This is a genomic window from Bradyrhizobium sp. S3.12.5 (genome assembly GCF_040548225.1).
GTDB lineage: Bacteria > Pseudomonadota > Alphaproteobacteria > Rhizobiales > Xanthobacteraceae > Bradyrhizobium > Bradyrhizobium cytisi.
The window spans coordinates 353794-375826 of sequence record NZ_JBEPRF010000004.1; the positions used below are offsets into that span (position 1 = coordinate 353794).

General features: G+C 64.5%; 16 protein-coding genes. 8 read left to right on the top strand and 8 right to left on the bottom strand.

All coding sequences use genetic code 11. The features are described 5' to 3' along the window. Positions 1 to 532 precede the first annotated feature (532 nt). Complete coding sequence (locus ABIC09_RS07715; RefSeq protein ID WP_354108897.1) at positions 533 to 820, top strand: GIY-YIG nuclease family protein; 288 nt, start codon at positions 533 to 535, stop codon at positions 818 to 820. A 391-nt stretch (positions 821 to 1211) separates the two neighbouring features. Here ABIC09_RS07715 and ABIC09_RS07720 read toward each other — a convergent pair whose 3' ends face one another. Together ABIC09_RS07720 and ABIC09_RS07725 are read right to left on the bottom strand one after the other, a co-directional pair. Beyond that, the gene (locus ABIC09_RS07720) at positions 1212 to 2561 is read right to left on the bottom strand and encodes a malonyl-CoA decarboxylase (RefSeq protein ID WP_354108898.1); all 1350 of its coding nucleotides are present in this window, start codon (positions 2559 to 2561) and stop codon (positions 1212 to 1214) included. A 276-nt stretch (positions 2562 to 2837) separates the two neighbouring features. Next, a complete protein-coding gene (locus tag ABIC09_RS07725; RefSeq protein ID WP_354108899.1) occupies positions 2838 to 3638 on the bottom strand; it encodes an AraC family transcriptional regulator in 801 nt (266 codons plus the stop codon). Between the two features lie 59 nt (positions 3639 to 3697). Here ABIC09_RS07725 and ABIC09_RS07730 point away from each other — a divergent pair, with 59 nt between their 5' ends. Together ABIC09_RS07730 and ABIC09_RS07735 are read left to right on the top strand one after the other, a co-directional pair. Further along, positions 3698 to 4870 (top strand): MFS transporter, encoded by a 1173-nt coding sequence (locus tag ABIC09_RS07730; RefSeq protein WP_354108900.1) that lies wholly within the window; start codon positions 3698 to 3700, stop codon positions 4868 to 4870. Between the two features lie 410 nt (positions 4871 to 5280). Continuing rightward, positions 5281 to 7539, top strand: coding sequence for a cation:proton antiporter domain-containing protein (locus tag ABIC09_RS07735; RefSeq protein WP_354108901.1), 2259 nt, complete (start codon positions 5281 to 5283; stop codon positions 7537 to 7539). On the opposite strand, the gene ABIC09_RS07740 is transcribed toward ABIC09_RS07735, so the two are convergent. After that, positions 7536 to 10694, bottom strand: a complete 3159-nt coding sequence (locus ABIC09_RS07740; RefSeq protein ID WP_354108902.1) for an efflux RND transporter permease subunit — start codon at positions 10692 to 10694, stop codon at positions 7536 to 7538. The genes ABIC09_RS07735 and ABIC09_RS07740 overlap by 4 nt on opposite strands. Before the next feature lie 10 nt (positions 10695 to 10704). Next, positions 10705 to 11898, bottom strand: coding sequence for an efflux RND transporter periplasmic adaptor subunit (locus ABIC09_RS07745; RefSeq protein ID WP_354108903.1), 1194 nt, complete (start codon positions 11896 to 11898; stop codon positions 10705 to 10707). A 244-nt stretch (positions 11899 to 12142) separates the two neighbouring features. On the opposite strand from ABIC09_RS07745, the gene ABIC09_RS07750 reads away from it, so the two are divergent. From ABIC09_RS07750 to ABIC09_RS07770, 5 genes are all read left to right on the top strand, one after another. Further along, positions 12143 to 12934: an ABC transporter substrate-binding protein gene (locus ABIC09_RS07750; RefSeq protein WP_354086185.1), complete on the top strand. Its 792-nt coding sequence runs from the start codon at positions 12143 to 12145 to the stop codon at positions 12932 to 12934. Between the two features lie 40 nt (positions 12935 to 12974). After that, entirely contained in the window at positions 12975 to 13196 is a 222-nt protein-coding gene (locus tag ABIC09_RS07755; protein WP_354108904.1) for a hypothetical protein, read from the top strand. Next, the gene (locus ABIC09_RS07760; RefSeq protein WP_354108905.1) at positions 13174 to 14223 is read left to right on the top strand and encodes an alpha/beta hydrolase family protein; all 1050 of its coding nucleotides are present in this window, start codon (positions 13174 to 13176) and stop codon (positions 14221 to 14223) included. Before ABIC09_RS07755 ends, ABIC09_RS07760 begins: the two co-directional genes overlap by 23 nt. 266 nt (positions 14224 to 14489) lie before the next feature. Continuing rightward, complete coding sequence (locus ABIC09_RS07765; protein ID WP_354086187.1) at positions 14490 to 16202, top strand: alkaline phosphatase family protein; 1713 nt, start codon at positions 14490 to 14492, stop codon at positions 16200 to 16202. 17 nt (positions 16203 to 16219) lie between these two features. Beyond that, positions 16220 to 17575, top strand: coding sequence for a cytochrome-c peroxidase (locus ABIC09_RS07770; protein WP_148754625.1), 1356 nt, complete (start codon positions 16220 to 16222; stop codon positions 17573 to 17575). 16 nt (positions 17576 to 17591) lie between these two features. On the opposite strand, the gene ABIC09_RS07775 is transcribed toward ABIC09_RS07770, so the two are convergent. From ABIC09_RS07775 to ABIC09_RS07790, 4 genes are all read right to left on the bottom strand, one after another. Beyond that, positions 17592 to 18665 carry a hypothetical protein gene (locus tag ABIC09_RS07775; RefSeq protein ID WP_354108906.1) on the bottom strand — a complete coding sequence of 358 codons (1074 nt, stop codon included), beginning with the start codon at positions 18663 to 18665 and terminating at the stop codon, positions 17592 to 17594. 84 nt (positions 18666 to 18749) lie between these two features. Then, the gene (locus tag ABIC09_RS07780) at positions 18750 to 19199 is read right to left on the bottom strand and encodes a cupin domain-containing protein (protein ID WP_354035176.1); all 450 of its coding nucleotides are present in this window, start codon (positions 19197 to 19199) and stop codon (positions 18750 to 18752) included. Positions 19200 to 19268: 69 nt separating this feature from the next. Further along, a complete protein-coding gene (locus ABIC09_RS07785; RefSeq protein WP_354108907.1) occupies positions 19269 to 21107 on the bottom strand; it encodes an ATP-binding protein in 1839 nt (612 codons plus the stop codon). 139 nt (positions 21108 to 21246) lie between these two features. Further along, positions 21247 to 21882 (bottom strand): cupin domain-containing protein, encoded by a 636-nt coding sequence (locus tag ABIC09_RS07790; protein ID WP_354108908.1) that lies wholly within the window; start codon positions 21880 to 21882, stop codon positions 21247 to 21249. Between the last annotated feature and the right edge of the window lie 151 nt (positions 21883 to 22033).

The window sequence follows — 22033 nt, forward strand, 5'->3', positions numbered from 1 at the left end:
GCACTCTCTTTCCTCGTCATTGCGAGGGACGCATTCTCCCTCCTCGTCATTGCGAGGAGCCCTTGCGACGAAGCCATCCAGAGTCTTTCCGCGAGTAGCAGACTGAAAGGCGCTGGCGGAGTAGCCTCCGCTGGCGCAACCAACTCCGTCATTGCGAGCGCAGCGAAGCAATCCAGAATCTCTCCGCGTAGGCAGTCTGGATTGCTTCGTCGCAAGAGCTCCTCGCAATGACGGTGGAGAGGGCGGTGTCGGTTACCGGCGGCCCCCGTCTGCGATGCACGGTGGTACGGAATTGCGCGAGGTGCTGCCACACACTCCGTCATTGCGAGCGCAGCGAAGCAATCCAGAATCTTTCCGCGAAGGCAGTCTGGATTGCTCCGTCGCATCAGTGCAAATTGCTTCGCAATCCTGTCGCGGGCTCCTCGCAATGACGGTGTGGCGACGTCACGTTTTTTTTGCTCCTGTCTCAAGCGTCGCTCGCAATTTCCTTCAGGTTGTGTTATCGTAAAGGCTCTCCTGGCCGAGCACAATCATGAAGCAGCCCTGCGTGTACATGTTCGCCAATCGTCGTAACGGGACGATCTACACAGGCGTCACCTCGAATCCGCCGCGCCGCGCGTTCGAGCATCGCGAGGGCCTCGTGAAGGGCTTCTCGTCGCAGTACGGCTGCAAGCTCCTCGTCTGGTTCGAGCTGCCCGCGACCATGACCGACGCGATTACGCGCGAGAAGCAGATCAAGGGCGGCAGCCGGGCGAAGAAACTTGCGCTGATCGAGAGTGTCAATCCGGACTGGACCGATCTGTACGAGACGCTGATCTGATTGTCGGACGAATTTCAATCAGGCGCGAGGTGCCGCCACACACTCCGTCATTGCGAGCGCAGCGAAGCAATCCAGAGTCTCTCCGCAGAGGCGGTCTGGATTGCTTCGTCGCAAGAGCTCCTCGCAATGACGGCGGAGGGAGCTGGGTCGTCTGCTGGTGCCTTCGTCTGCGATGCGCGGTGGTGCCGAATTGCGAGGTGCCGCCACATTCTCCGTCATTGCGAGCGAAGCGAAGCAATCCAGAATCTTTCCGCGGAGGCAGTCTGGATTGCTTCGTCGCAAGAGCTCCTCGCAATGACGGTGGACGGAGCGGTGCAGCCGTAAAGTTTCATTCAGCGCGCGTCGGCTCCTCAAGCCGATCCCAACTCGCAATGAGACGCGAGCGTCTCCGCTACGACAGCCGCATATCCAGCAGCCGCCGCCCCTCACCCTTGAGCAGCTTCTTCACCGCGCCGGACGCCACGACTTCGCCGTCGTTGGCATACGCTTCGTGGTTCTTCTCGATGTCGTCGAGGCGGTAGAGGTAGTTCACCATCACGCCGGCGGATTCGCGCACGCCCTTCGGCGAGAGGTCGCCGAGCCAGTTGATGCGCTCGAGGCGCGCGCCGTTGCCGAGATGGAAGCGGGCGACGGAATCGATCAGCTTCCCCTTCGGCGTGCGCGCCTTCAGGAAGTAATGGGCGGCGAGCGGCTCGATCAAGGCACGCAGTTGCGCAGCCGTCTCGGGGTTCTCGAACCATTTGGAATCGTCGAGGCGCTTCAGGATCTCGCGATCCTCGTCCGACAGCGGCAAATCCTTGTCCTGCTTCAGCCACGGCATGAAGCCCGGCACCGGCGACAGCGTCACGAAGGTGTCGAGCTTCGGCGTCTCGCGGCGCAGCTCCTCGACCACCTGCTTGATCAGGAAGCTGCCGAAGGAAATGCCGCCGAGACCACGCTGGGTGTTGGAGATCGAGTAGAACACGGCGGTGCGCGCCTTCTCGATCGGAAGGTGCTGCCGGTCGACGGCCAGCAGCGGCGCGATCGCACCGGGAATGGTCTCGGTCAGTGCGACCTCGACGAAGATCAATGGCTCGTCGACCATCGCGGGATGGAAGAAGGCGTAGCAGCGGCGATCGACCGGGTCGATGCGGCGGCGCAGATCGTCCCAGTCGGAGATCTCGTGGACGGCTTCATAGCGAATGATCTTTTCGAGGATGTTGGCCGGGGTCGACCAGTCAATCCGGCGCAGCACGAGAAACCCCCTGTTGAACCACGAGGAGAGAAGATGCGAGACGTCGCGGTCGAGCGCGGCGAGATCGGTGTGTCCGTTCATCATGCCGAGCAGGTCGGCGCGCATGGCGACGAGATCGCCGGTGCCGCCCGGCGCGCGGTTGAGACGGCGGATCAGCTCCTGCCGCCGCGGTTCGGAGGCGAAATGCAACGCGCTTGCGTCCTCGTCTGCCGGCTTGGCGCGCCATTTCTCGATTGCCTGTGCCAGCCGTTCCCGGTCCGGGCCGAAGTCGCGCACCAGCGCCTCGAAGAAGGCGCGGCGTCCTGCCGCATCCAACTCCTGGTAGATGTCGAGCACTTCACGCGCCATGGCGGTGCCGGAGGCTTCACCCCGGCCCGACAGCAGCGCGTCGCAGAGCTCGATCAGCCCGTCGGCGTCCTGTTTGGTGTCGGCAGAATCGCGGCGCAACAGCGTGCGGCCGCGCTCGGAGATGGTGGCGAGCAGGTCGGAGAAGAAGGCGTTAGCCATCTGGGCCTTTCGAAACCGGGTTTGTGCGGTGCGGAAGCTTACACGGGATTTAGGCGGAAGCCGATCACAATCAAGCAGGCGAATTTGCCAACTTTAGCTGGGCCGTGCGTTTCGAGAAGGCTGTCATGCCCGGCGAGGGCGGAGGCATCAGGCGGCATTTAGGCAGCGAGGGGGCGGCCTCACACGCCGTCATTGCGAGCGCAGCGAAGCAATCCAGACTGCCGCCGCGGAAGGATTCTGGATTGCTTCGCTGCGCTCGCAATGACGAGGTTGGGGCTAACTCTTCCCCGCAAACTCCGTCGGCGTACGCCCGGTCACCTGACGGAACGCGGCCGAGAACGCCGGCACGCTGGCATAACCAAGCTGCGTCGCGAGCTGCTTCACCGAGACACTCGCATCCGTCGATAGCCGCTGGATCGCCGCCGCAATCCTCGCGCGCTGGCACCAGCTCTTGAAGCTCAGTTGCGTCTCGCTCGAGAACAGCCGCGACAGCGTGCGCGCGGAGGTTCCGACATCGCGCGCCAGGGTGTCGATGTCGTGCAGGCCGGTCGGATCGTCGAGCACGATCATCGCGGCGCGCCGGCAGCGCGGCTCGTGCGGCAGCGGCACGAAGGTTGCGGAATCCTCGGCCTGGTGCAATTCCAGCATCACCAGACGCACCAGCAGCTCGGTGCGCTCCTCGGTGTTGCGCGCGTCGAACAGCGCGAGGATCGCCTGATTGAGCAGCGGCGACACCCGCACCACGAATTCCCTGGTCAATCCGTCGTAGCGCTTCTCGCGCTTCAGCCAGGCGAGGTCGAAATACAGCGTACGCATCTCGATGTCGGCGAGCACGTCGATGGCGTGCTCGAGCCCGGCCGGCACCCAGACCGCGCGATCCGGCGGCACCAGCCAGCGTCCCCCGGGTGTCGTCACCTGCATGGTGCCGCGTGCCGCATAGACCAGCTGCGCCTCGCGGTGCATGTGCGGGTCGAGCCGCAGGCCCTTGGGATAATCGCGCGCGACCAGGTGCACGCCCGCGGTGGAGCGGTGGTTGCCGCGAACCTCCCTGAGGATTGGCGTTTCGACGACACTCATTGGCAGCATCCCGTCATGGCTCCGACATATAACTCATTTCGGAGCAGGAGAGGATTCGCATGAACAGCCCCAGCCGGGTCATCAGTTTCGTCAATGCCGGCCATTTCATCGACCATTATGCGATGCTGATCTTTGCCGCCGCCGTGATCATCATGGGGCCGGCGCTCGGCATGGCCTATTCGGAACTGTTGCCCTACGCGACCCCCGGCTTCATCGCCTTCGGCGCCGGCTCGCTGCTCACCGGCTGGCTAGGGGACCGCTGGAGCCGCCGCCACATGATGCTGATCTTCTTCATCGGAATCGGCCTTGCCATGATCTCGGTCGGCTTCGTGCAGACGCAGGTCGAGCTCGGCGCCGCGCTGCTTGCGATCGGCGTGTTCGCCTCGATCTATCATCCCGTCGGCACCGCGATGATCGTGTCCTATGCCGACAGGCTCGGCCGCGAGATGGGCATCAACGGCGTCTGGGGCAATCTCGGCGTCGCCTCGTCCGCGTTGGTCACCGGCGTGATCGGCCAGTATCTCGGCTGGCGCTTTGCCTTCATCGTCCCCGGCATCGTCACCGTCCTGATCGGCATCGGCTTTGCGATGATGGTCGTGCATGAGGATCGCAAGGGCTCGAAGCAGGCGGCGGCGCAGGCGCGTGTCGCCAAGCAGGACATGTGGCGCGTGGTGCTGTCGCTGCTGATCGTGGTGATCGCGATCTCCACCACCTTCAATGCCGTCACGGTGGCGCTGCCAAAGCTGTTCGCGGAGCGGCTCGCCGATCTCACCAAGAGCCCGGCGCTGCTCGGGGTCATCGCGGCCTGCGTCTATGTGTTCGGCGCGATGACGCAGTACACGATCGGCCGGCTGCTCGACCGCTACTCGCTGAAGACGGTGGCGCTGCCGCTGTCCTTCATGCTGGCGCCGTTCCTGTATCTTGCCGCGAGCCTGTCCAACCTGCCGCTGATCCTGGTGTCGATCGGCATCGTCATGGGCGCCTTCGGGCAGGTCACGGTGAACGACGCCATGGTCGGCAAATACACCAGCGAGGAATGGCGCTCGCGCGCCTACGCCGTGCGCTATTTCATCGGCTTCACCGCGGCGGGTGCCTCGGTCGGCCTGGTTGCCTGGCTGTATGAGCAGGGCGGCTTCGTCACCATGCTGCACGCGTTCGCCGCCCTCTGCCTGCTTGCGATTGCAGCGGCGATCATCCTCCCGCGCGAGATCCGAACGCCGGCTGCGGCGTGAGGTCTCGTGTCCCGGACAAGCTGCAACGCGTGAGGCCGGGGACTCCTTCCACTCGTCGTTGCCAGTTCCACTCGTCATTGCGAGCGCAGCGAAGCAATCCAGAATCTTTCCGTGGAGGGACTCTGGATTGCTTCGCTGCGCTCGCAATGACGGGGAGGCGGGGTCGCACCGCGCCGCGCGCACCACCCATGATGCCATCATGCCGGTGTTTTGCCCGACGGAGCAAGCGATTTCGGCAAGGCCGAAATTTCTCGGGCCTTTTCAACCTCATATCTACTGTGCATGGGGTTGTTTTCGACTTTCGCCTCTAGCTGACCGTGAATGCCGCGGGAACCCGCTCCACCTCCCGCGGGTTCTATCCCCGTGGCTCCGGCACCTTGCCGGGGCGGGTGAAGGGGGAAGACACCTGCATGCGGTGGAGCCTGCTCCGACCGGTCGGCCTTGTCCCCGCGGCGCTTGTCCTCACGACCATTGCGGCCAGCGCCGAGGGCGGCAAATCGGCCGGCCCATCCGAATTCCTGCTGGTGGCGCAGATCGTGCTGCTGATCGCGGTGGGGCGCGGCCTCGGCGAGATCATGCAGCGGATCGGCCAGCCCTCGGTGATCGGCGAATTGCTCGCAGGCATTCTGCTCGGGCCGTCGCTGTTCGGCTGGATCTGGCCCGAAGCGCAGCACGCGATCTTCCCTGCGACGCCCGAACAGAAGGCGATGATCGACGGCATCGCCCAGTTCGGCATTTTGCTGCTGCTCCTGCTCACCGGCATAGAGACCGACCTCAAGCTGGTCAGGAAGGTCGGCAAGGCCGCGATCGCGATCTCGATCGCCGGCATCCTCGTGCCCTTCGCCTGCGGCTTTGCGCTCGGTGAGTTCCTGCCCGATGCGCTGTTGCCCAAACCGGAGCAGCGCCTGGTGGCCGCGCTGTTCATGGGCACGGCGCTGTCGATCTCCTCGGTGAAGATCGTCGCGGTGGTCGTGCGCGAGATGAATTTCATGCGCCGCAATGTCGGCCAGATCATCGTCGCGACCGCCGTGATCGACGACACCATCGGCTGGATCATTATCGCCGTCATCTTCAGCCTGGCCTCGCAAGGCACGTTGGATATCGCCTCGGTGGCGAAGGCCGTGCTGGGCACGCTCGCCTTCCTCGCCATCAGCTTCACCATCGGCCGGCGGCTGGTGTTCCAGCTCATCCGCTGGGCCAACGACAACCTCGTCAGCGCCGCGGCGGTCGTCACCGTGATCCTGCTGTTGATGGGCGCGATGGCGCTGATCACCCATGCGATCGGCGTCCACACCGTGCTCGGCGCCTTCGTCGCCGGCATCCTGGTCGGGGAGTCGCCGATCCTGACGCGGCAGATCGACGAGCGCCTGCGCGGACTGATCTCGAGCTTCTTCATGCCGGTGTTCTTTGGTCTCGCCGGCCTGAGCGCCGACCTCTCGGTGCTGCGCGATCCGAACCTTTTGATGCTCACCGCCCTCCTCGTCGTGATCGCCAGCGTCGGCAAGTTCGGCGGCGCCTTTGTCGGCGGCACATTGGGCGGCCTGCGCACGCGGGAATCGCTGGCGCTCGCGAGCGGCATGAACGCGCGCGGCTCGACCGAAGTGATCATTGCAACCATCGGCCTGTCCATCGGCGTGCTCAGCCAGAACCTGTTCACGATGATCGTGACCATGGCAATCGTGACCACAATGGCGATGCCCCCGATGCTGCGCGCGGCGCTCGCGAAGCTGCCGATGAACCGGGAGGAGCAGGAGCGCCTGGAGCGCGAGGAATTCGAGAAGCGCGGCTTTGTCGCCAACCTCGAACGTCCGCTGCTGGCGGTCGACGAGAGCGTCAACGCTACCTTCGCCTCGCACATCATGGGCCTGATGGCCGGCATGCGCGGCCTGCCCATCACAGTGCTGCATATCGGCACGCACGCCAGGGAGCAGGAGAAGGTCCGCGATGAGGAGGAGAGCCACGAGGCCGTGGTGAGGAAGGCAGCCGTCTCCGCCAATGGTGGCGGCGACGCCGGCAGCGTCGATGTCGTCACCCGTGCCAGGCGCGCGGAGCTCGGCGAGACCATCGCCGATGAGGCGCGCAAGGGTTTTGATCTCCTGATCGTCGGGGTCGACAAGGTCACTGCGGCCAACGATCGGTTCGATCGGAAGATCGAGGACATCGCCGCAAGGTTCGACGGACCGCTCGCGATCGTGGCCGCCAGGGGCAAGCACCTCAAGCAGCCGATGCCGGATGCGCTCAACATCCTCGTTGCCGTCTCCGGCAGTGGCGTCTCCAAGCGCGGCGCGGAGGTTGCGGTCGCGCTGACGCAGGCCGGATCGGGCTCGCTGCGCGTGATCTATGTCGCGACGACGCGGGACAAGGGCGCGCAGCGCGGTGCCTCCCGCGGCCTGAGCCAGGAGGCCGGCATCCTCAAGGACGCCGGCGATCTCGCTGCCCGCTACGACGTCGACATCACCACCACGCTGCGTGTGAACCGGGCGCCGGAAGCTGCGATCCTGCGCGAGATCGACACCACCGATGTCGATCTCGTCGTCATGGGCGTCGACCGCATCCAGGCCGATCACCTCTCCTTTGGCGGCGTTGCGGACGCCGTGCTCAGGCAGTCAAAGGTCTCGGTGCTGCTGGTCTCGAGCGGCGAGGCGCGGCAGGCGCCAAGCGAGGCCTAGGACTTCACCTCCGCGACCGGCTGCGCCTTCGGCGCCTTCTTCGACGCGCGCCAGTTCTCGAACCGCTGCACCACCACGAAGAATGCCGGCACAAACAGCACCGCGAGGCAGGTCGAGGCCAGCATGCCCGAGAACACCGTGATGCCGATCGACTTGCGGGCGCTGGCGCCTGCGCCGGTCGCGATCACCAGCGGCACCACGCCGAGGATGAAGGCGAACGACGTCATCAGGATCGGGCGGAAACGGGCGCGCGCCGCCTCGATAGCACTTTCCAGCACCGGCTTGCCGTCGCGCCCGTGCAGCTCGAGCCCGACCTCGACGATCAGGATCGCGTTCTTGGCCGACAGCGCGATCAAGAGGATCAGGCCGATCTGGCAATAGAGGTTGTTATCGATCTTCAAGCCGTTGAGGATCAGCATGGGCCCGATCAGCGACAGCGGCACGGCGAGGATCACCGAGATCGGCGCGTACCAGCTCTCGTACTGGCCGGCGAGCACGAGATAGACCAGCAGCATGGCAAGACCGAACACCCAGTAGATCTGGTTCGAGACCGCCTTCTCCTGATACGACATCGCAGTCCATTCGAATCCGGTGCCCGGCGGCAGCGTCTTGTCGCCGATCTCCTCCATCAGCTTCAGCGACTGGCCGGACGAATAGCCCTGTGCCGGTAGGCCGACGATGGTCGAGGACGGATAGAGATTGTAGAGGCTGATCAGCGACGGGCCGGTGACCGGCGTGATCGTGGCGACGGTGCCGATCGGGATCATGTCGCCATTCTGGTTGCGCACCTGCATGTTGGCGATGTCGCGCTCGGTGACGCGGAACGCCGGATCGGCCTGGGTGTAGACCTGGAACACGCGGCCGAACTTGTTGAACTGGTTGACGTAGGACGAGCCGAGATAGGTCGACAGCGCCGAGAACACGGCGTCCGTGGTCACGTGCAGCGTCTGGGTCTTGACGCGGTCGATCTCGACGTTGAATTGCGGCACCGCCGAACGAAACGAGGACGAGACGCGCTGCAGCGCGCTCTGGCTCTGGGCGTTCGAGACCATCGCGCCGGTGATGGCCTGCAGCTTGGCGAAATCGCTGTTGCCGTCGCGCAGCTCGACCTGCATCGAGAAGCCGGCGGCGTTGCCGATGCCTTGAATGGGCGGCGGCGGCAGCACTAGCGTGCGCGCCTCCATGATGGTCGCGACCTTGTCGTTCAGGCCGTAGACCAGCGAGCGCAAATCCTCGCCGGGGCCTTTGCGCGCGTCCCAGTCCTTCAGGATGATGTAGGCGACGCCGGCATTGGCAAGGCTCGCGCTGTTGTCGAGCGCGGAGATGCCGGCAATCGTGATGACCTGCTGAACGCCGGGCGTGTCCTTGATCATATCGGCGGCCCTGTCGAGCACCTTCTGGGTTCGCTCCAGCGAGGCGCCGTCGGGCAGCTGAACCGCGGCGATCAGATAGCCCTGGTCCTCAATCGGGAGGAAGCCGGTCGGCACCCGCGACAGGCCGTAGCCGCCGATCCCGATCAGGACCAGTGCGATCGCAACCGAAATCGTACTGTTCCTGCACAGCACGCCAATCAGCCGGATGTAGCCGCGCTCGACGCGGTTATAGACGGCGTTGAAGCCACGGTAGAAGAAGTTGCGCTGCTCCGGCGGCACCGTCGGCCGCAGCCAGAGTGCGCACTGGGTCGGCTTCAGCGTCGCTGCGTTGATGGCGGACAAAAGCGCGGTCGCCGCGATCACCAGCGCGAATTGCGAGTAGATGCGGCCCGTGAGGCCGGCGAGGAACGACGCCGGCAAGAACACCGAGATCAGCACCAGCGTGATGCCGACGATCGGCGCGAACAGCTGGTCCATCGCCTTGATCGCGGCGTCGTGGCCGTTCATGCCCTGCTCGATATTGTGGGCGGCACCTTCCACCACGACGATGGCGTCGTCGACCACGATGCCGATCGCGAGCACGATCGCAAACAGCGTCGACATGTTGATGGTGAAGCCGAGCGCCGCCATCGCGGCGAAGGCGCCGATGATGGTGACAGGCACGGTCGTTGCCGGCACCAGCATCGCGCGCCAGTCTTGCAAAAATACCAGGATCACGACCAGCACCAGCAAGCCGGCCTCGATCAGCGTCATGTAGACCTCGTGCACCGAGGCCTGCACGAACTTGGTGGTGTCGAACGGCGTGTCGTATTTGATGCCTTCCGGGAAGCGCCTGGCGAGCTCCGTCATTTTCTTCTCGACGGCCTGCTCGACCTCGAGCGCGTTGGCGCCGGGCGACTGGAATACGCCGATGCCGACGGCGGGCTGCTTGTTGAGCGAGAAGATCTGGCTATAGGTCTGCGCACCCAGCTCGACCCAGCCGACGTCGCGCACACGCGTGACGTCGCCGCTGGTGCCGGTCTTGACGATGATGTTCTCGAACTGCGTGGTGTCGTCGAGCCTTCCGTTGACGTTGAGCGTGTACTGGAACGCTTGCCCCGGCGGCGTCGGCGGCGCGCCGACCTGGCCGGCCGAGACCTGCTGGCTCTGCTGCTGGATCGCCTGGATCACGTCCTGCGGCACCAATCCGCGCGCTTGCAGCTTGTTTGGATCGAGCCAGATCCGCATCGAATACTGGCCGGCGCCGAACACCGTGACGTTGCCGACGCCGGGCAGTCGCGAGAGCTCGTCGCGTAGGTTGATCGTCGCGTAGTTGCTCAGGTAAAGGCTGTCGAACCGGGAGTCAGGCGAAGTCAGCGTCACGAACAGCAGGATCGAGGTCGATCTCTTCTGGACGGTGACGCCCTGGTTCTGCACGGACGACGGCAGCTGCGACAGCGCGCTGGAGACGCGGTTCTGCACCAGCACCTGCGCGAAGTTGAGGTCGGTTCCGATCTTGAACGTCACCGTCAGCGTATAGGTGCCGTCGGAGCCGCTGTAGGACTGCATGTAGAGCATGTCCTCGACGCCGTTGACCTGCTGCTCGATCGGCAGCGCGACGGTGTCGATCACGGTCTTGGCGCTGGCGCCGGGGTAGCGCGTCGTCACCTGCACCGTCGGCGGCACCACGTCGGGATATTGCGCGATCGCGAGGTTGAACAGCGCGACGCCGCCGATCAGGATCATCAGGAGCGCAATGACGTTGGAGAGGACAGGCCGCTCGATGAAGAATTTTGAGATCATGACCGGCGCCTCATTTGTTCGAGGCCTGTGGCTGCTCGATCTTGGTCATCTGCGGGTCGATCTTCTGGCCCGGGATCACGCGCAGCAGCCCTGCGATCACGACGCGGTCGTCTGGCTTCAGGCCGCTCTCGATCACGCGCAGGCCGTTGTCGACGGCGCCGACCTGCACCTTGCGCTGCTCGACCACATTGTCCTTGTTGGCGACCAGGAGATAGCGCCCGCCCTGGTCGCTGCCGAGCGCGGTGTCGGGGACGAGGAGGGCGTTCTTGTCCTGGTCGAACGGCACGCGGACGCGGACGAAATAGCCGGGCAGCAGCACCCGCTTGTCGTTGGGCACGAGCCCGCGCACGGCAAGCGTGCCGGTTGATGAATTGATGGTCGGCGCGACGTAGTCGAGGTGGCCTTCATGCGGATAGCCGGTCTCGGTCTGGAGGCCGACTTCGATCGGGAATTGCTTGAGGTCGGCGGCGGTCAGTCCGCGGCGCTGAGCCTCTGCCCGGATCCGCAGCACGTCCTGCTCGTTGACGGTGAAATTCACCCAGATCGGGTCCATCGCGACGATGGTGGCGAGCTGGGTCGGGGAGGAGACGCCGACGAGCTCGCCGATCGAGACCATATGCGCGCTGACGATGCCGTCGAACGGCGCGCTCACCTTGGTGTAGCCGTAGTTGACCTCGGCGAGCCTCGTATTGACCTGGGCCTGCTGGAGGCTGGCCTGGGCGTTGTCGCGGGTCGATGTCGAGGTGTCGAGTGTCGCCTGCGAGACCGCCTGGCGCTGCACCAGATCGGCCTGCCGCTTGAAGTCGGCTTCGGCCTGCTTGAGCGTGGCCTGCGCGCCGGTCTCGGCAGCTTGCGCCTGTTCGAGCTTGAGCTTGTAGGTCTCGGGCTCGATCGTGAACAGCTGGGTGCCTTGCTTGACGAAGGTGCCGTCCGTGTAGTCGATCGATTGCAGGAAGCCCTGGACGCGCGCCACGAGATCGACGCTCTTGACCGGCGCGGTGTTGCCGGTGGCCTCGACATAGCGCGTCACCGACCGTTGTACGGGTGTGGCGACGTCCACCTTGGGCGGCGGCGGCGCGACGAAGGCGTTCTTGTCCTCGCAGCCGGCGAGCGCAATCACGACCGCCGTGGCGGCCAGGGCCCGCCCGACATGCCTCCATGCGCCACGAGATTGTGCGGAATGGACGGGATACGCTGAGGTCATTCGGTGGCCCCCGATGGCTAGCTGTCGGTGCGGCAGGCTAGCAACAAATGACCCGCCGTGAAACACCATAGCCATGGCAGGCGCAGCCCTTGCACTGCAAACAGCGGCGTGTCTTCGACATTTTGGTCGTGACAAATCGCTTTTCACCGGGCGCACGATCGACCAGAATTGTGTCAAAGGCAGCGCGATCGGCGCGAGGCTGGCGGAAAGAAGCGGACAAGAAGAAACGTGAGGAGAACATGACATGTCTACGCCATTCTGGTCAGCCTGCGCCGGCCTCGTCCTCGCAGCGGCGGTCGCCATGCCCGCACTAGCTGATGGCCTGAAGGACGAGATCGCACCGACCGGCAAGCTGCGGGTCGCGATCGCGATCAGCCCGGCGGGCGGGGCGTTCTGGTCGACCAAGACCGAAGCCGGTTACGCCGGCGTCCCCGTCGATCTCGGCAAGGACATGGCGGCGCAAATCGGCATCCCCGTCGAGTATGTCGTGTACCAGAATTCCGGACAGATCACCGACGCGGCCGGCAAGGGCAGCTGGGACGTCAGCTGGTTGCCGAAAGATCCCGAACGCGAGACCAGGATGATGTTCGGCCCGATCTACGAGGTCGCGGACGCCACCTATATCGTCAAGGCGGGTTCGACCGTCACCAATTTCGCCACGCTCGACCAACCCGGCATCAAGGTCGCGGCAGTCAACGCCACGACCACGATGCGCGGCGCCGTTGCGCATCTGAAGAATGCGAAGGTCACGGGCTATCAGACCTACGATGAGATCTTTGGCCTCCTGAAGAGCGGCGAGATCGACGCCTTCGCGCTGTCGCGCGACCAGCTCAACAAGATGGCACAGAAGATCCCGGGCACGAAGGTGCTGGACGAGACGTTCAAGAAGACGGTGACCGCCGTTGCGGTCCCGCTCGGCCATGGCCAGTCGCTGGCGTTCGTCACCAGGTTCATGACCGAGGCCGTGACCAACGGCACCTTGCGCAAGGCTTATGATAATAACGGGCTGAAGGACACGCCGATCCGCACCGAATAGGTTTATCCTGCCGGCCACATTGGATTTCGACTGGGCGCACATGCTTGGACGTTGGATTGCAGCCGCGGTGGTGTCGCTGGTCTTGATGATGCAGAGCGCTCTGGCCCAATCGCTGAGGGTCGATCCCGAGACCATCGTCCCGCTGCCGCCCGGGTTCGACATGGAGCCGCCGGCCTCCGACGTGCCGCCCGAGATCGCGCGCTTCCAGCGGGACCTGGAGCGACGACAGGCACATCCTCGTGGTCGAGCGCGTCAGGGCTGACGGACATGCAGACGTCGTCTTCGCCAGGTCGGACTCGGCCTTCAACGGCATGAATCGCGAATGGTGGCGCGACCAGGCGACGGTCGTGGACGGCGTGCTGACCATGACGGGGTTTCGCATCTTCCGTTATGCCTTTGATGGCCCCGACCGATTATACGTGACGGCCACGCTCAAGAATGGCGTCGTCACCTCCGGAGCGCTGGTCCGCGCCGATCCTGCGCGTCTTGCTGCGGGCGATCGGCCGAACGACTGGCCGTGGCCCGGCGCGCGCGTCCGGATTCCGCATCTTGCGGTTCGCACGCCTGATGGCACGCGGCCGATCACGCTCGAGGGCACTTTCTACCCGCCGTCGGGGCCGGAGCCGGCACCGCTCGCGATCGTCACCCATGGATCCGACGTCGGTCGGAATCAGCTGAGATCCTGGTCGTTCTCGACCGAAGCGCATTGGCTGCGCGACAACGGATTTGCAGTGCTGGTGCTGATGCGCCGCGGACGCGGCAGCTCCGAGGGCATCAACGGTGAAGAGACTTTCGGCCGCGATCACGACGGCAGCCTGATCGACGTCTCGGCCGGTGTCGCTGAAGCCGTCGAGGATATCGAGTCCGCGATCGCCTATGGCCGGACGCTGCCCGGCGTCAAGCCGGGCAAGGTGCTGCTCGCCGGCCAGTCGCGTGGTGGCTTCCTCGCCATGCACTATGCCGGCCTCAAGCCCGGCGAGGTCTTGGGCGTGGTGAATTTCAGCGGCGGCTGGTACCCGTATGGACCGGTGACCACGCCGTACTATGCCAATGCGGGCCGCGGCGCAGCCGCCAAGGTCCCGCAGCTCTGGCTCTATGCCGACAACGACCGCCTCTACAAGGAGGATCTTATTCGCGAATATCACGAGGCGTTCGCAGCCGCCGGCGGCAGCGCGCGCTTTGAGATTCTACACGGCGTCCCCGGCGATGGCCATCTGCTGCGGCTTTATCCCGAACGCTGGCGAGCGATCGCCGACAAATTCCTGGCTTCGCTCGATCGCGAGCATTAGTCGCCGCGGACAGCCGCGGCAATCTTGCCATGCAGGATTTGTTCTTGTTCCGCAAAGCCAAATGCAGGGCTGCGATTTTTTTATCTCCACGCGTGGAATAATTGCCGATGGCGCATTCCGGCAGAAGACCCGCCTTTGTCGCCAGCACGAGCACGTAAAAATCTCTTTCTGATTGGCTGCGCGAAGTGTCTCACGCGTCAAACTGACACAGCTCTGTCAAATGTGAACGCTAGGGTCGCGGCGTCATTCCTTCGGGGCAAACAGAGATGAAATCCAAATTTTTGACGACGGCTGCGATTTTCGCGGCCGCGACCGCACTTGCGTGCGCCATGCCGGTTCTCGCAGACGATTTCGGCCGGGACCGGGATCATGACCACGATCGTGATCATGACCGGCATCCGCATGAGATCCATACGGAAACGCCGATCAAGCATCTCGTCATCATCTTCAACGAGAACCGCTCGTTCGACCATTATTTCGCGACCTATCCGAACGCGGCCAATCCCTCGGGCTCGATCCCCTTCGTGCCGAAGCCGCATACGCCCCGGGTCAACAACCTCGCCAACGCCAGTTTGCTGGTGAACAACCCGAACAACAATCCGGCCAACGGCACCGGCGCAACGGACCCGTTCCGCCTTGACCGCACCCAGGCCAACACGCGTTCGCAGAACCACGCTTATACGCCCGAGCAGCAAGCCGTCGACAACGGCAAGGAAGACCTGTTCCCGAAATTCACCGGTCGCGGCACCGCCGGCGGCGCCGGCGCGTTCGGCACCAATGGTCAGGTGATGGGCTATTTCGACGGCAACACCGTCACCGGATTCTGGAACTACGCCCAGCATTTCGCCATGACCGACAACAACTGGACCGACACGTTCGGTCCGTCGACGCCGGGCATGCTGGAAGTGGTCGGCGGCCAGACCAACGGCGTGCAGCCGGTCATCGGCACCACGGCGTCGATCGCGGACGGGCAGGGCGGCCTGACGCTGACCGGCGACACCGATCCGGGCAACGATGCCTGCTCCAGCAAGACCAGCACCATGCTGATGGGCGGCAAGAACATCGGCGACCTGCTCACCGCCGAGCGTATCAGCTGGGGCAGCTTCATGGGTGGCTTCGATCTGACCCTCAAGAACGCCAACGGTACCACCGGTTGCGCCCGCAGCACGTTCTCGACCAACGTCAACGGCACCATCGTCGACTACATCCCGCACCACGCCTTCTTCCAGTATCACGCGTCGACGGCGAACCCGACCCACGCGCGGCCGAGCTCGGTGCACGCGATCGGCCATACCCATGACTTCAACGGCAAGGTCGATCCGGCCAACCACAATTACGACCTCGAAGACCTCTATGCGGCGATCAAGGCCGGCAATTTCCCGGCCGTGTCCTACGTCAAGATGCCGGCCTTTCAGGACGGTCACGCCGGCAACTCCGACCCGCTCGACGAGCAGGCCGGCAATGTCGAGCTGATCAACTTCCTCCAGAAACAGCCGGAGTGGCGCGAGACCGCCGTCATCATCACCTATGACGACTCCGACGGCTGGTACGATCACCAATACGTTGCACCGAAGAACGCCTCGTATGACGCGACCGCCGATCAGGTCAACGGTCCCGGCCTGTGCGGCCTCGGCCCGACCAAGCAGCCGGCGCCGAACGGTCTCAGCGGCAAGCCGGTCAACGGCCGTTGTGGTCCGGGCACCCGCGTGCCCCTGATCGTGGTCTCGCCTTACGCCAAGACCAACTATGTCAGCCACACCTATACGACCCAGGCTTCGGTGGTTCGCTTCATCGAGGACAACTGGCTGCATGGCCAGCGCCTCGGCGGCGGCTCGTTCGACGCCACCACCGGATCGATCATGGACCTGTTCGATTTCGACCATGATCATAGCCATGACTTCCGCACCGACGCGCTGTTCCTCGATCCGACCACAGGCACGGTGATGGTCAGCCCGCCGGACGAGCACCACCACCACTAGTCCAACGGGACGTCATAATGAACAGCCGCACTTTGTGGCTCCTCGGCGCCGGCCTGCTCGTCCTGGCCGGCGCCGTCTTTGCAGCCGAGACGCAAGGACTCGCGCAAGGGCTTGCAGAGGCGAATACGGCGGGCACCAACCCGAACCCGGTTCGCCTCATGCGTCCGTCCGTTGCCCCGTTGTCCGCGATGGCGCAGCTCGGCAAGGAGATTTTCTACGACGCCTCGCTGTCGTCGTCCGGCTCGCTGTCTTGCGCATCCTGTCACAGCCCGGATCACGCCTACGGCCCGCCCAACGATGGGCCGGTGATGCTCGGCGGCGCCAGTCTGTCGCGTCAAGGCGCACGCGCGGTGCCGTCGCTGACCTATCTCGATCGCCAGCCGAATTTCAGCATCGGCCCTGACAAGGGCGACGACGACAACATCATCGACCTCGCGCAGATGGCTATGCTCGGCCAGCAGGCCGCGCGCACGACCAAGACCGCGGGCGGCACCGGCGCCTCGGCCAACATCGTGCCGCAGGGCGGCCTGTTCTGGGACGGCCGCGCCGACACGCTTCAGGACCAGGCGCTGTTTCCGCTGCTCGACGCCAACGAGATGGACGGCGGCAGCGCGGAGATCGTGGCCGACAAGCTGCGCCGCGCACCTTATGTCAACCGCTTCGTCGAGCTGTTCGGCGCCGGCGTGCTGAGAAACCAGCGGCTGCTGATCGCGGAGGCGATGTTTGCGGTTGCGCGCTACCAGGTCGAAGAGCCGAGCTTCCATCCCTACACCAGCAAGTACGATTACTGGCTCGAGGGTAAGGCGCGGTTGTCGGAGAGCGAATTGCGCGGCCTGCAATTGTTCAACGATCCCGACAAGGCGAACTGCGCCGGCTGCCATACCTCGGCGCCGGCCCGCGACGGCTTGCCGCCGATGTTTACCGATCATCAATATGAAGCGCTCGGCGCGCCACGGAATGCCGCGCTCGCGGGCAACAAGGATTCCGGCTATTTCGATCTCGGCGTGTGCGGTCCGCATCGGACCGACATTCCCGAGCAGACGCAGTATTGCGGCATGTTCCTGACGCCGACGCTGCGCAACACCGCGACGCGTCGCGCCTTCTTCCACAACGGCGGCTTCAGAACCCTCGAGCAGGTGCTCGACTTCTACAATTTCCGCGACACCAATCCGGAAAAGGTGTTTCCGCGCGCAGCCGACGGCACGGTGCGGAAATACGACGACCTGCCTGAAAAATATCACGCCAATGTCGACGTCACCGATCCCCCGTTCGATCGTCACTCCGGCGACAAGCCGGCGATGACCGATCAGGACGAGGCTGACATCATCGCCTTCCTGAAGACGCTGACGGACGGCTACAAGGCGGAGAACTAGGGCGCGTCCAACAGGGCTAGTGCGGTTTGATCTCCGCGTATTTCACCATCGCCTTCTCGAACTTCCGCTTGAACAGCCACATCGCGCCGAGAATCTCACGGAAGCTGGCCGAGCTTCGCGCCCGGTCGGCCTTGCCGAAGGCGAAGATGCTGTTGTTGCGCAGGTGCTTCATGATGGTGGGATCGGATACCCGGTAGTTCAGCAGGTCGCCCGACTTGAGCGCCGAGCGTGTCGGTGTCGGGATGATCTGGATCAGCTCGAACAGCTTCATCTGGTCGATCGGATCGGGCAGCGTCTTCACGATCGCCGGGATCTCGGCGAACAGCTCGGCATGCGCGTTCATCAGGCCGTCGCGCACATTGGTCCAGTGATTGAAACGGCGATCGGTGCCGCGGGATCGTGCCTCTTCCTTGTCGTCACGCGCGTTCAGCGCGGGATCGGTCGCCGCGATCGCACCCTTGATCGCCTCCCATTTGCGCTGGCCGTTGCGGTCCTCGGACGGGCCGGTCTGCAGGCTGCCCATATAGGTGTTCGAGCGCGCATTCCGGACGTTCTGCTTGCCGTTGGTCTCGGCAAAGAACAGCCCGAGGCTGATGCGGCCCGCCGCGTCGGCAAGAACAGGCGCAAGCCCCTTGGCGCGCGCAATCGCTGCGGCGAGATCGACGACATCCTTGAACGGCGTCGCCGAATTCTGTGCGCTCGGCGGCGGCGCCTCCATGATCTCGAACAGATCAGCATATTCGTCGACCAGCGGCTCGATTGCGGCATCGAAATAAGCCGGGGGAATTTCGAACTTGTTCGGTTTGCCGATCCGCGACGGTACGGCGTCGGTGAGATCCTTGTACGCGCTGATCACGGCGACGCGCGCGAGATAAAGCGCCTGGCCGGGCAGGTTGGGCAGCGGCTGCTTCGCCTCGATCTGGCGACGACGCTCGCTAAGGATCGATTTGAAATCGCCGAGTGCGCGATCGTAGGCGGCTTGCGCGTCCGATTGTGTTGGCGGGAGCGATTGCGCCTGGCTCGCGGTGAGCGTCGCCAGGATCAGCCCGAGCCCCGCGATGGCTGCGATGGCATGACGTCGTGCACGCATGGCTGGTTCCCCCAACGATTCGTCGGTCAAGGGATCGTAAGCATCAGATGTGAGGGCTGGCGAGATGAAATCCGGTCCGCCCGCCTAGTCGTTGGCCTCGGGCGGCAGGAAGTCGACCTCGTGCTGGGCCGAGATACGCACGACCTCGGCGGGGTCAGTCAGATTGTGGAGCTGGTTGAACAGCGCCTCCAGCTTTTGCATCGGCGAGACCCAGAACAGCGCGCGGGCCGGCTTGTCGGATTTGTTGAAATAGCCGTGCGGAATGCCGCGCGGCAGGCGCACGAGGTCGCCGGCATGGGCCTTCACCCATTTGCCGTCGAGCTTGAGGTCGAGCGTGCCTTCCTGCACCAGGATGAACTCGTCCTGAGTCGGATGGATGTGCACCGGCACGAACTGGCCGGGCTCGCTGTTGGTCTCGAACGCGAAGCTGGACTCAGTGACGGCCTTGGGGAAATAGACCTGGCCCAGGATGTTCCAGGTCTTGCCGCCAAAACCCGTGCCGTTCGCGGTGATGCCTTTTTCAAGTGACGCCATGGCTCGCCTCCATTGGGAATTCCGGCCGTATCGGAGTGTTGCCCAGGTGTGGAGCGGAGTCCATCCGCCCTAGCCGTCGCGGTCGGACGCATTTTTCCGCAAGAACCCTTCGACCTCGGCCTGCACCGAATAGGGCGTCGGGATCGGGTCGCCTGCCGCATCGACGGCGGTGTCGAGCGAGCGGCGCAGCATGCGTGCGAGCTCGGCCTTGCGGTAGGGTTTTGTCAGAAGTGGCGCACCCCTGGTGGCGTGTCCCGGCCCATGCGGGGCGTCGTGCGCATAGCCCGACGTGAACAGCACCCGTAAGGAGGGCCGCGTGGCCACCATCTCGTCGGCGAGCTCCCGTCCGTTCAAGGCGCCGGCCATCACGATATCGGTGAAGAGCAGATCGAAGGGCGTGCCCTGGGCCGCGATGGCGAGCGCGTCGCTCGCGTTGGCGGCGGGGATGACCTTGTAGCCGAGGCTTTCGAGCTGGACCGTGACGTAGTGACGGACATCGCGGTCGTCCTCGACGCAAAGGATGGTTTCCGTTCCGCCCACGATCTTGCGCTCGTCATAGCCGGTCGGGCGAAGCGCACTGGTCTCGGCCTTCGGCAGGTAGATCGTGAATGTCGTGCCGCTGCCTTCGGCGGATTCGACCTTGATGCCGCCGCCCGACTGCTTGACGAAGCCGAACACCATGCTGAGCCCGAGGCCCGTGCCCTTGCCGACCTCCTTGGTCGAGAAGAACGGATCGAAGATGCGTTCGAGGATCGCCCGCGGAATGCCCATGCCGGTGTCGGCAATCTGGATCTCGACGTAGTCGCCGGCATAGCCGGCACCGACCGCGACGGCCTCGCGCACGCCGAAGACCACATTGCGCGTCGTCAGCGTCAGCCTGCCGCCGTCAGGCATCGCGTCGCGGGCGTTGATCGCGAGGTTGAGCAGCGCCGAAGAGAGCTGTCCGCGGTCGGCGAAGGCGAGCCAGATGGTGCCGTCGAGCCTCCTCACGATCTCGATCTTCTTATCGAAGGTCGCCAGCAGCAGCTTTGCGAGCTCTTCGAGCAGGTCGTTGACGTCGATATCGGCCGGCTGCAGCGCCTGCTTGCGCGCAAAGGACAGCAGGCTCGAGGTCAGTGCCGCGCCGCGATCGGCGGCCTCGCTGATCAGCTTGGTGATGGTGGCGAGCGGCGTGTTATCCTTCACGGCCTCGGCGAGGATCTCGATCGTGCCCGTGATCACCGTGAGCATGTTGTTGAATTCATGCGCGATGCCGCCGGTGAGCTGGCCGACCGCTTCCATCTTCTGCGCCTGGATCAGCTGCTCCTCGGCGGCGCGCTTCTGGGTGACGTCCTTGACGAAATTGTTGATGACGGTGCGCCCGCCGAGCTGGAGCGTGGTGCTCGACGCCTCGATCAAGATCTCGTCGCCTTCCCGGTGCAGCAGGGTCGCCTCAAACCGGATGCCGATCGGCGCATTCGAGAGCTCGGGCAGAAGGCGCATCATGCGTTGCCTGAAACCGTCGCGGAGCGGCTCGGCGATGAGAAGGCTGACGACGTCAGCGCCGAGCGCCTCCTTGCGCGTCCATCCGGTCAGCGCCTCCGCCTGAAGGCTCCACTCCAGGATGATCCCGTTCGCGTCGGTCTGGACGAAAGCATCCAGCGCAGTCTTGATGACAGCCTGGGTCATCTGGGCACTCGACTGCGCCTGCTCGGCCAGTTGTGCGGCAGTGCGCTTCTGCTGGGCCGCCTCGATCATGCGCGTGCAGAGCCGCGCGATCAGCACCGCGACGGCGCCGCTTGCGAGCAGGGCAATGATCTCCGCAACGCCGAACCCGGGTCCGGTCACGGCATACGAGACGAGGAGAGCCGCGGCGGTCACGACGACCTGCGCGGCCATCGCGAGTGTCAGAAGCCCCCTGAGTTTCATGCTTTCGCACCAACGACGTCAGTCGCGAACCCCCAAAGTCCGCTTTGTCAAATGAGTCCGGCTCCATGTGAGCTACAGACTCCCTGCGGCGGCGTCGAGGGCAATTTCCGGCGGTATCGGGGCGAGGCGTTCCTTTGGGTCAACCTGCGGGCGAATCGGTCTGGCGCAGCGTTGTGACCCAGATCACGCGCGCGGCCTGCTGGGTTGGGTTGTCGAACATGTGCGGCACGATGCTCGGAAAACGAAAACTGTCGCCGGCTTCCAGCACATGGGCCTCGTTGTCGAGCCACAGGCGCAGGCTGCCAGAGAGGATGTACCCGGCCTTCTCGCCGGTGTGCTGCAGGAAGTCGGTGCCTGACGAGGCGCCGGGATTGAGCGTGAGCTCGTAGAGCTCGAGCTGGCCCGTGCCTTCCGGCGTCAGCGCTTCCTTGACGACGCCGCTGGCGGTGAGCCGCAGCAGGCGCCGGTTGTTCTTGCGCACGATGTAGCGCTGCACGTCGGCGGCGGGATCGCTGGTCTCGAAGAAATAGGAGATGGGCACGTCGAGCGCGATGCTGAGCAGGCGCAGCGTGCGGATCGACGGCATCGCGCGTGCCCGTTCGAGCTGGCTGATCATGCCGTTGGAGAGGCCGGTCTTGGTGGCGACGTCCTGGATCGAGAGGCCGGCGCGCTGGCGCAGCAGCCGCACGGTCTCGCCGAGCCGCTGGTCGACCGCATCGTCGGTTTCGGTCGTCGGCGCGTCCTTCGGACCGTTCGTGTTGCCGCGACCATCCATGTCGCTCTCCCGTGCATGACCTCACCGCCGGAATGGGCCGGCGGTGTGAAAAGGTCGCGCATCCTAGCAATCCGATTGACAGCTGTATTTAGTCATGATGAACTTTTGATCGAAAAATTTAGAAGCACTAAAGCCCACTCCTGTCCCTTTG

Excerpts from the sequence above, each read along its gene's own strand:
- ABIC09_RS07715 (WP_354108897.1), top strand. The coding sequence starts at position 533 with ATGAAGCAGCCCTGCGTGTACATGTTCGCCAATCGTCGTAACGGGACG.
- ABIC09_RS07720 (WP_354108898.1), bottom strand. The coding sequence starts at position 2,561 with ATGGCTAACGCCTTCTTCTCCGACCTGCTCGCCACCATCTCCGAGCGC.
- ABIC09_RS07725 (WP_354108899.1), bottom strand. The coding sequence starts at position 3,638 with ATGAGTGTCGTCGAAACGCCAATCCTCAGGGAGGTTCGCGGCAACCAC.
- ABIC09_RS07730 (WP_354108900.1), top strand. The coding sequence starts at position 3,698 with ATGAACAGCCCCAGCCGGGTCATCAGTTTCGTCAATGCCGGCCATTTC.
- ABIC09_RS07735 (WP_354108901.1), top strand. The coding sequence starts at position 5,281 with ATGCGGTGGAGCCTGCTCCGACCGGTCGGCCTTGTCCCCGCGGCGCTT.
- ABIC09_RS07740 (WP_354108902.1), bottom strand. The coding sequence starts at position 10,694 with ATGATCTCAAAATTCTTCATCGAGCGGCCTGTCCTCTCCAACGTCATT.
- ABIC09_RS07745 (WP_354108903.1), bottom strand. The coding sequence starts at position 11,898 with ATGACCTCAGCGTATCCCGTCCATTCCGCACAATCTCGTGGCGCATGG.
- ABIC09_RS07750 (WP_354086185.1), top strand. The coding sequence starts at position 12,143 with ATGTCTACGCCATTCTGGTCAGCCTGCGCCGGCCTCGTCCTCGCAGCG.
- ABIC09_RS07755 (WP_354108904.1), top strand. The coding sequence starts at position 12,975 with ATGCTTGGACGTTGGATTGCAGCCGCGGTGGTGTCGCTGGTCTTGATG.
- ABIC09_RS07765 (WP_354086187.1), top strand. The coding sequence starts at position 14,490 with ATGAAATCCAAATTTTTGACGACGGCTGCGATTTTCGCGGCCGCGACC.
- ABIC09_RS07770 (WP_148754625.1), top strand. The coding sequence starts at position 16,220 with ATGAACAGCCGCACTTTGTGGCTCCTCGGCGCCGGCCTGCTCGTCCTG.
- ABIC09_RS07775 (WP_354108906.1), bottom strand. The coding sequence starts at position 18,665 with ATGCGTGCACGACGTCATGCCATCGCAGCCATCGCGGGGCTCGGGCTG.
- ABIC09_RS07780 (WP_354035176.1), bottom strand. The coding sequence starts at position 19,199 with ATGGCGTCACTTGAAAAAGGCATCACCGCGAACGGCACGGGTTTTGGC.
- ABIC09_RS07785 (WP_354108907.1), bottom strand. The coding sequence starts at position 21,107 with ATGAAACTCAGGGGGCTTCTGACACTCGCGATGGCCGCGCAGGTCGTC.
- ABIC09_RS07790 (WP_354108908.1), bottom strand. The coding sequence starts at position 21,882 with ATGGATGGTCGCGGCAACACGAACGGTCCGAAGGACGCGCCGACGACC.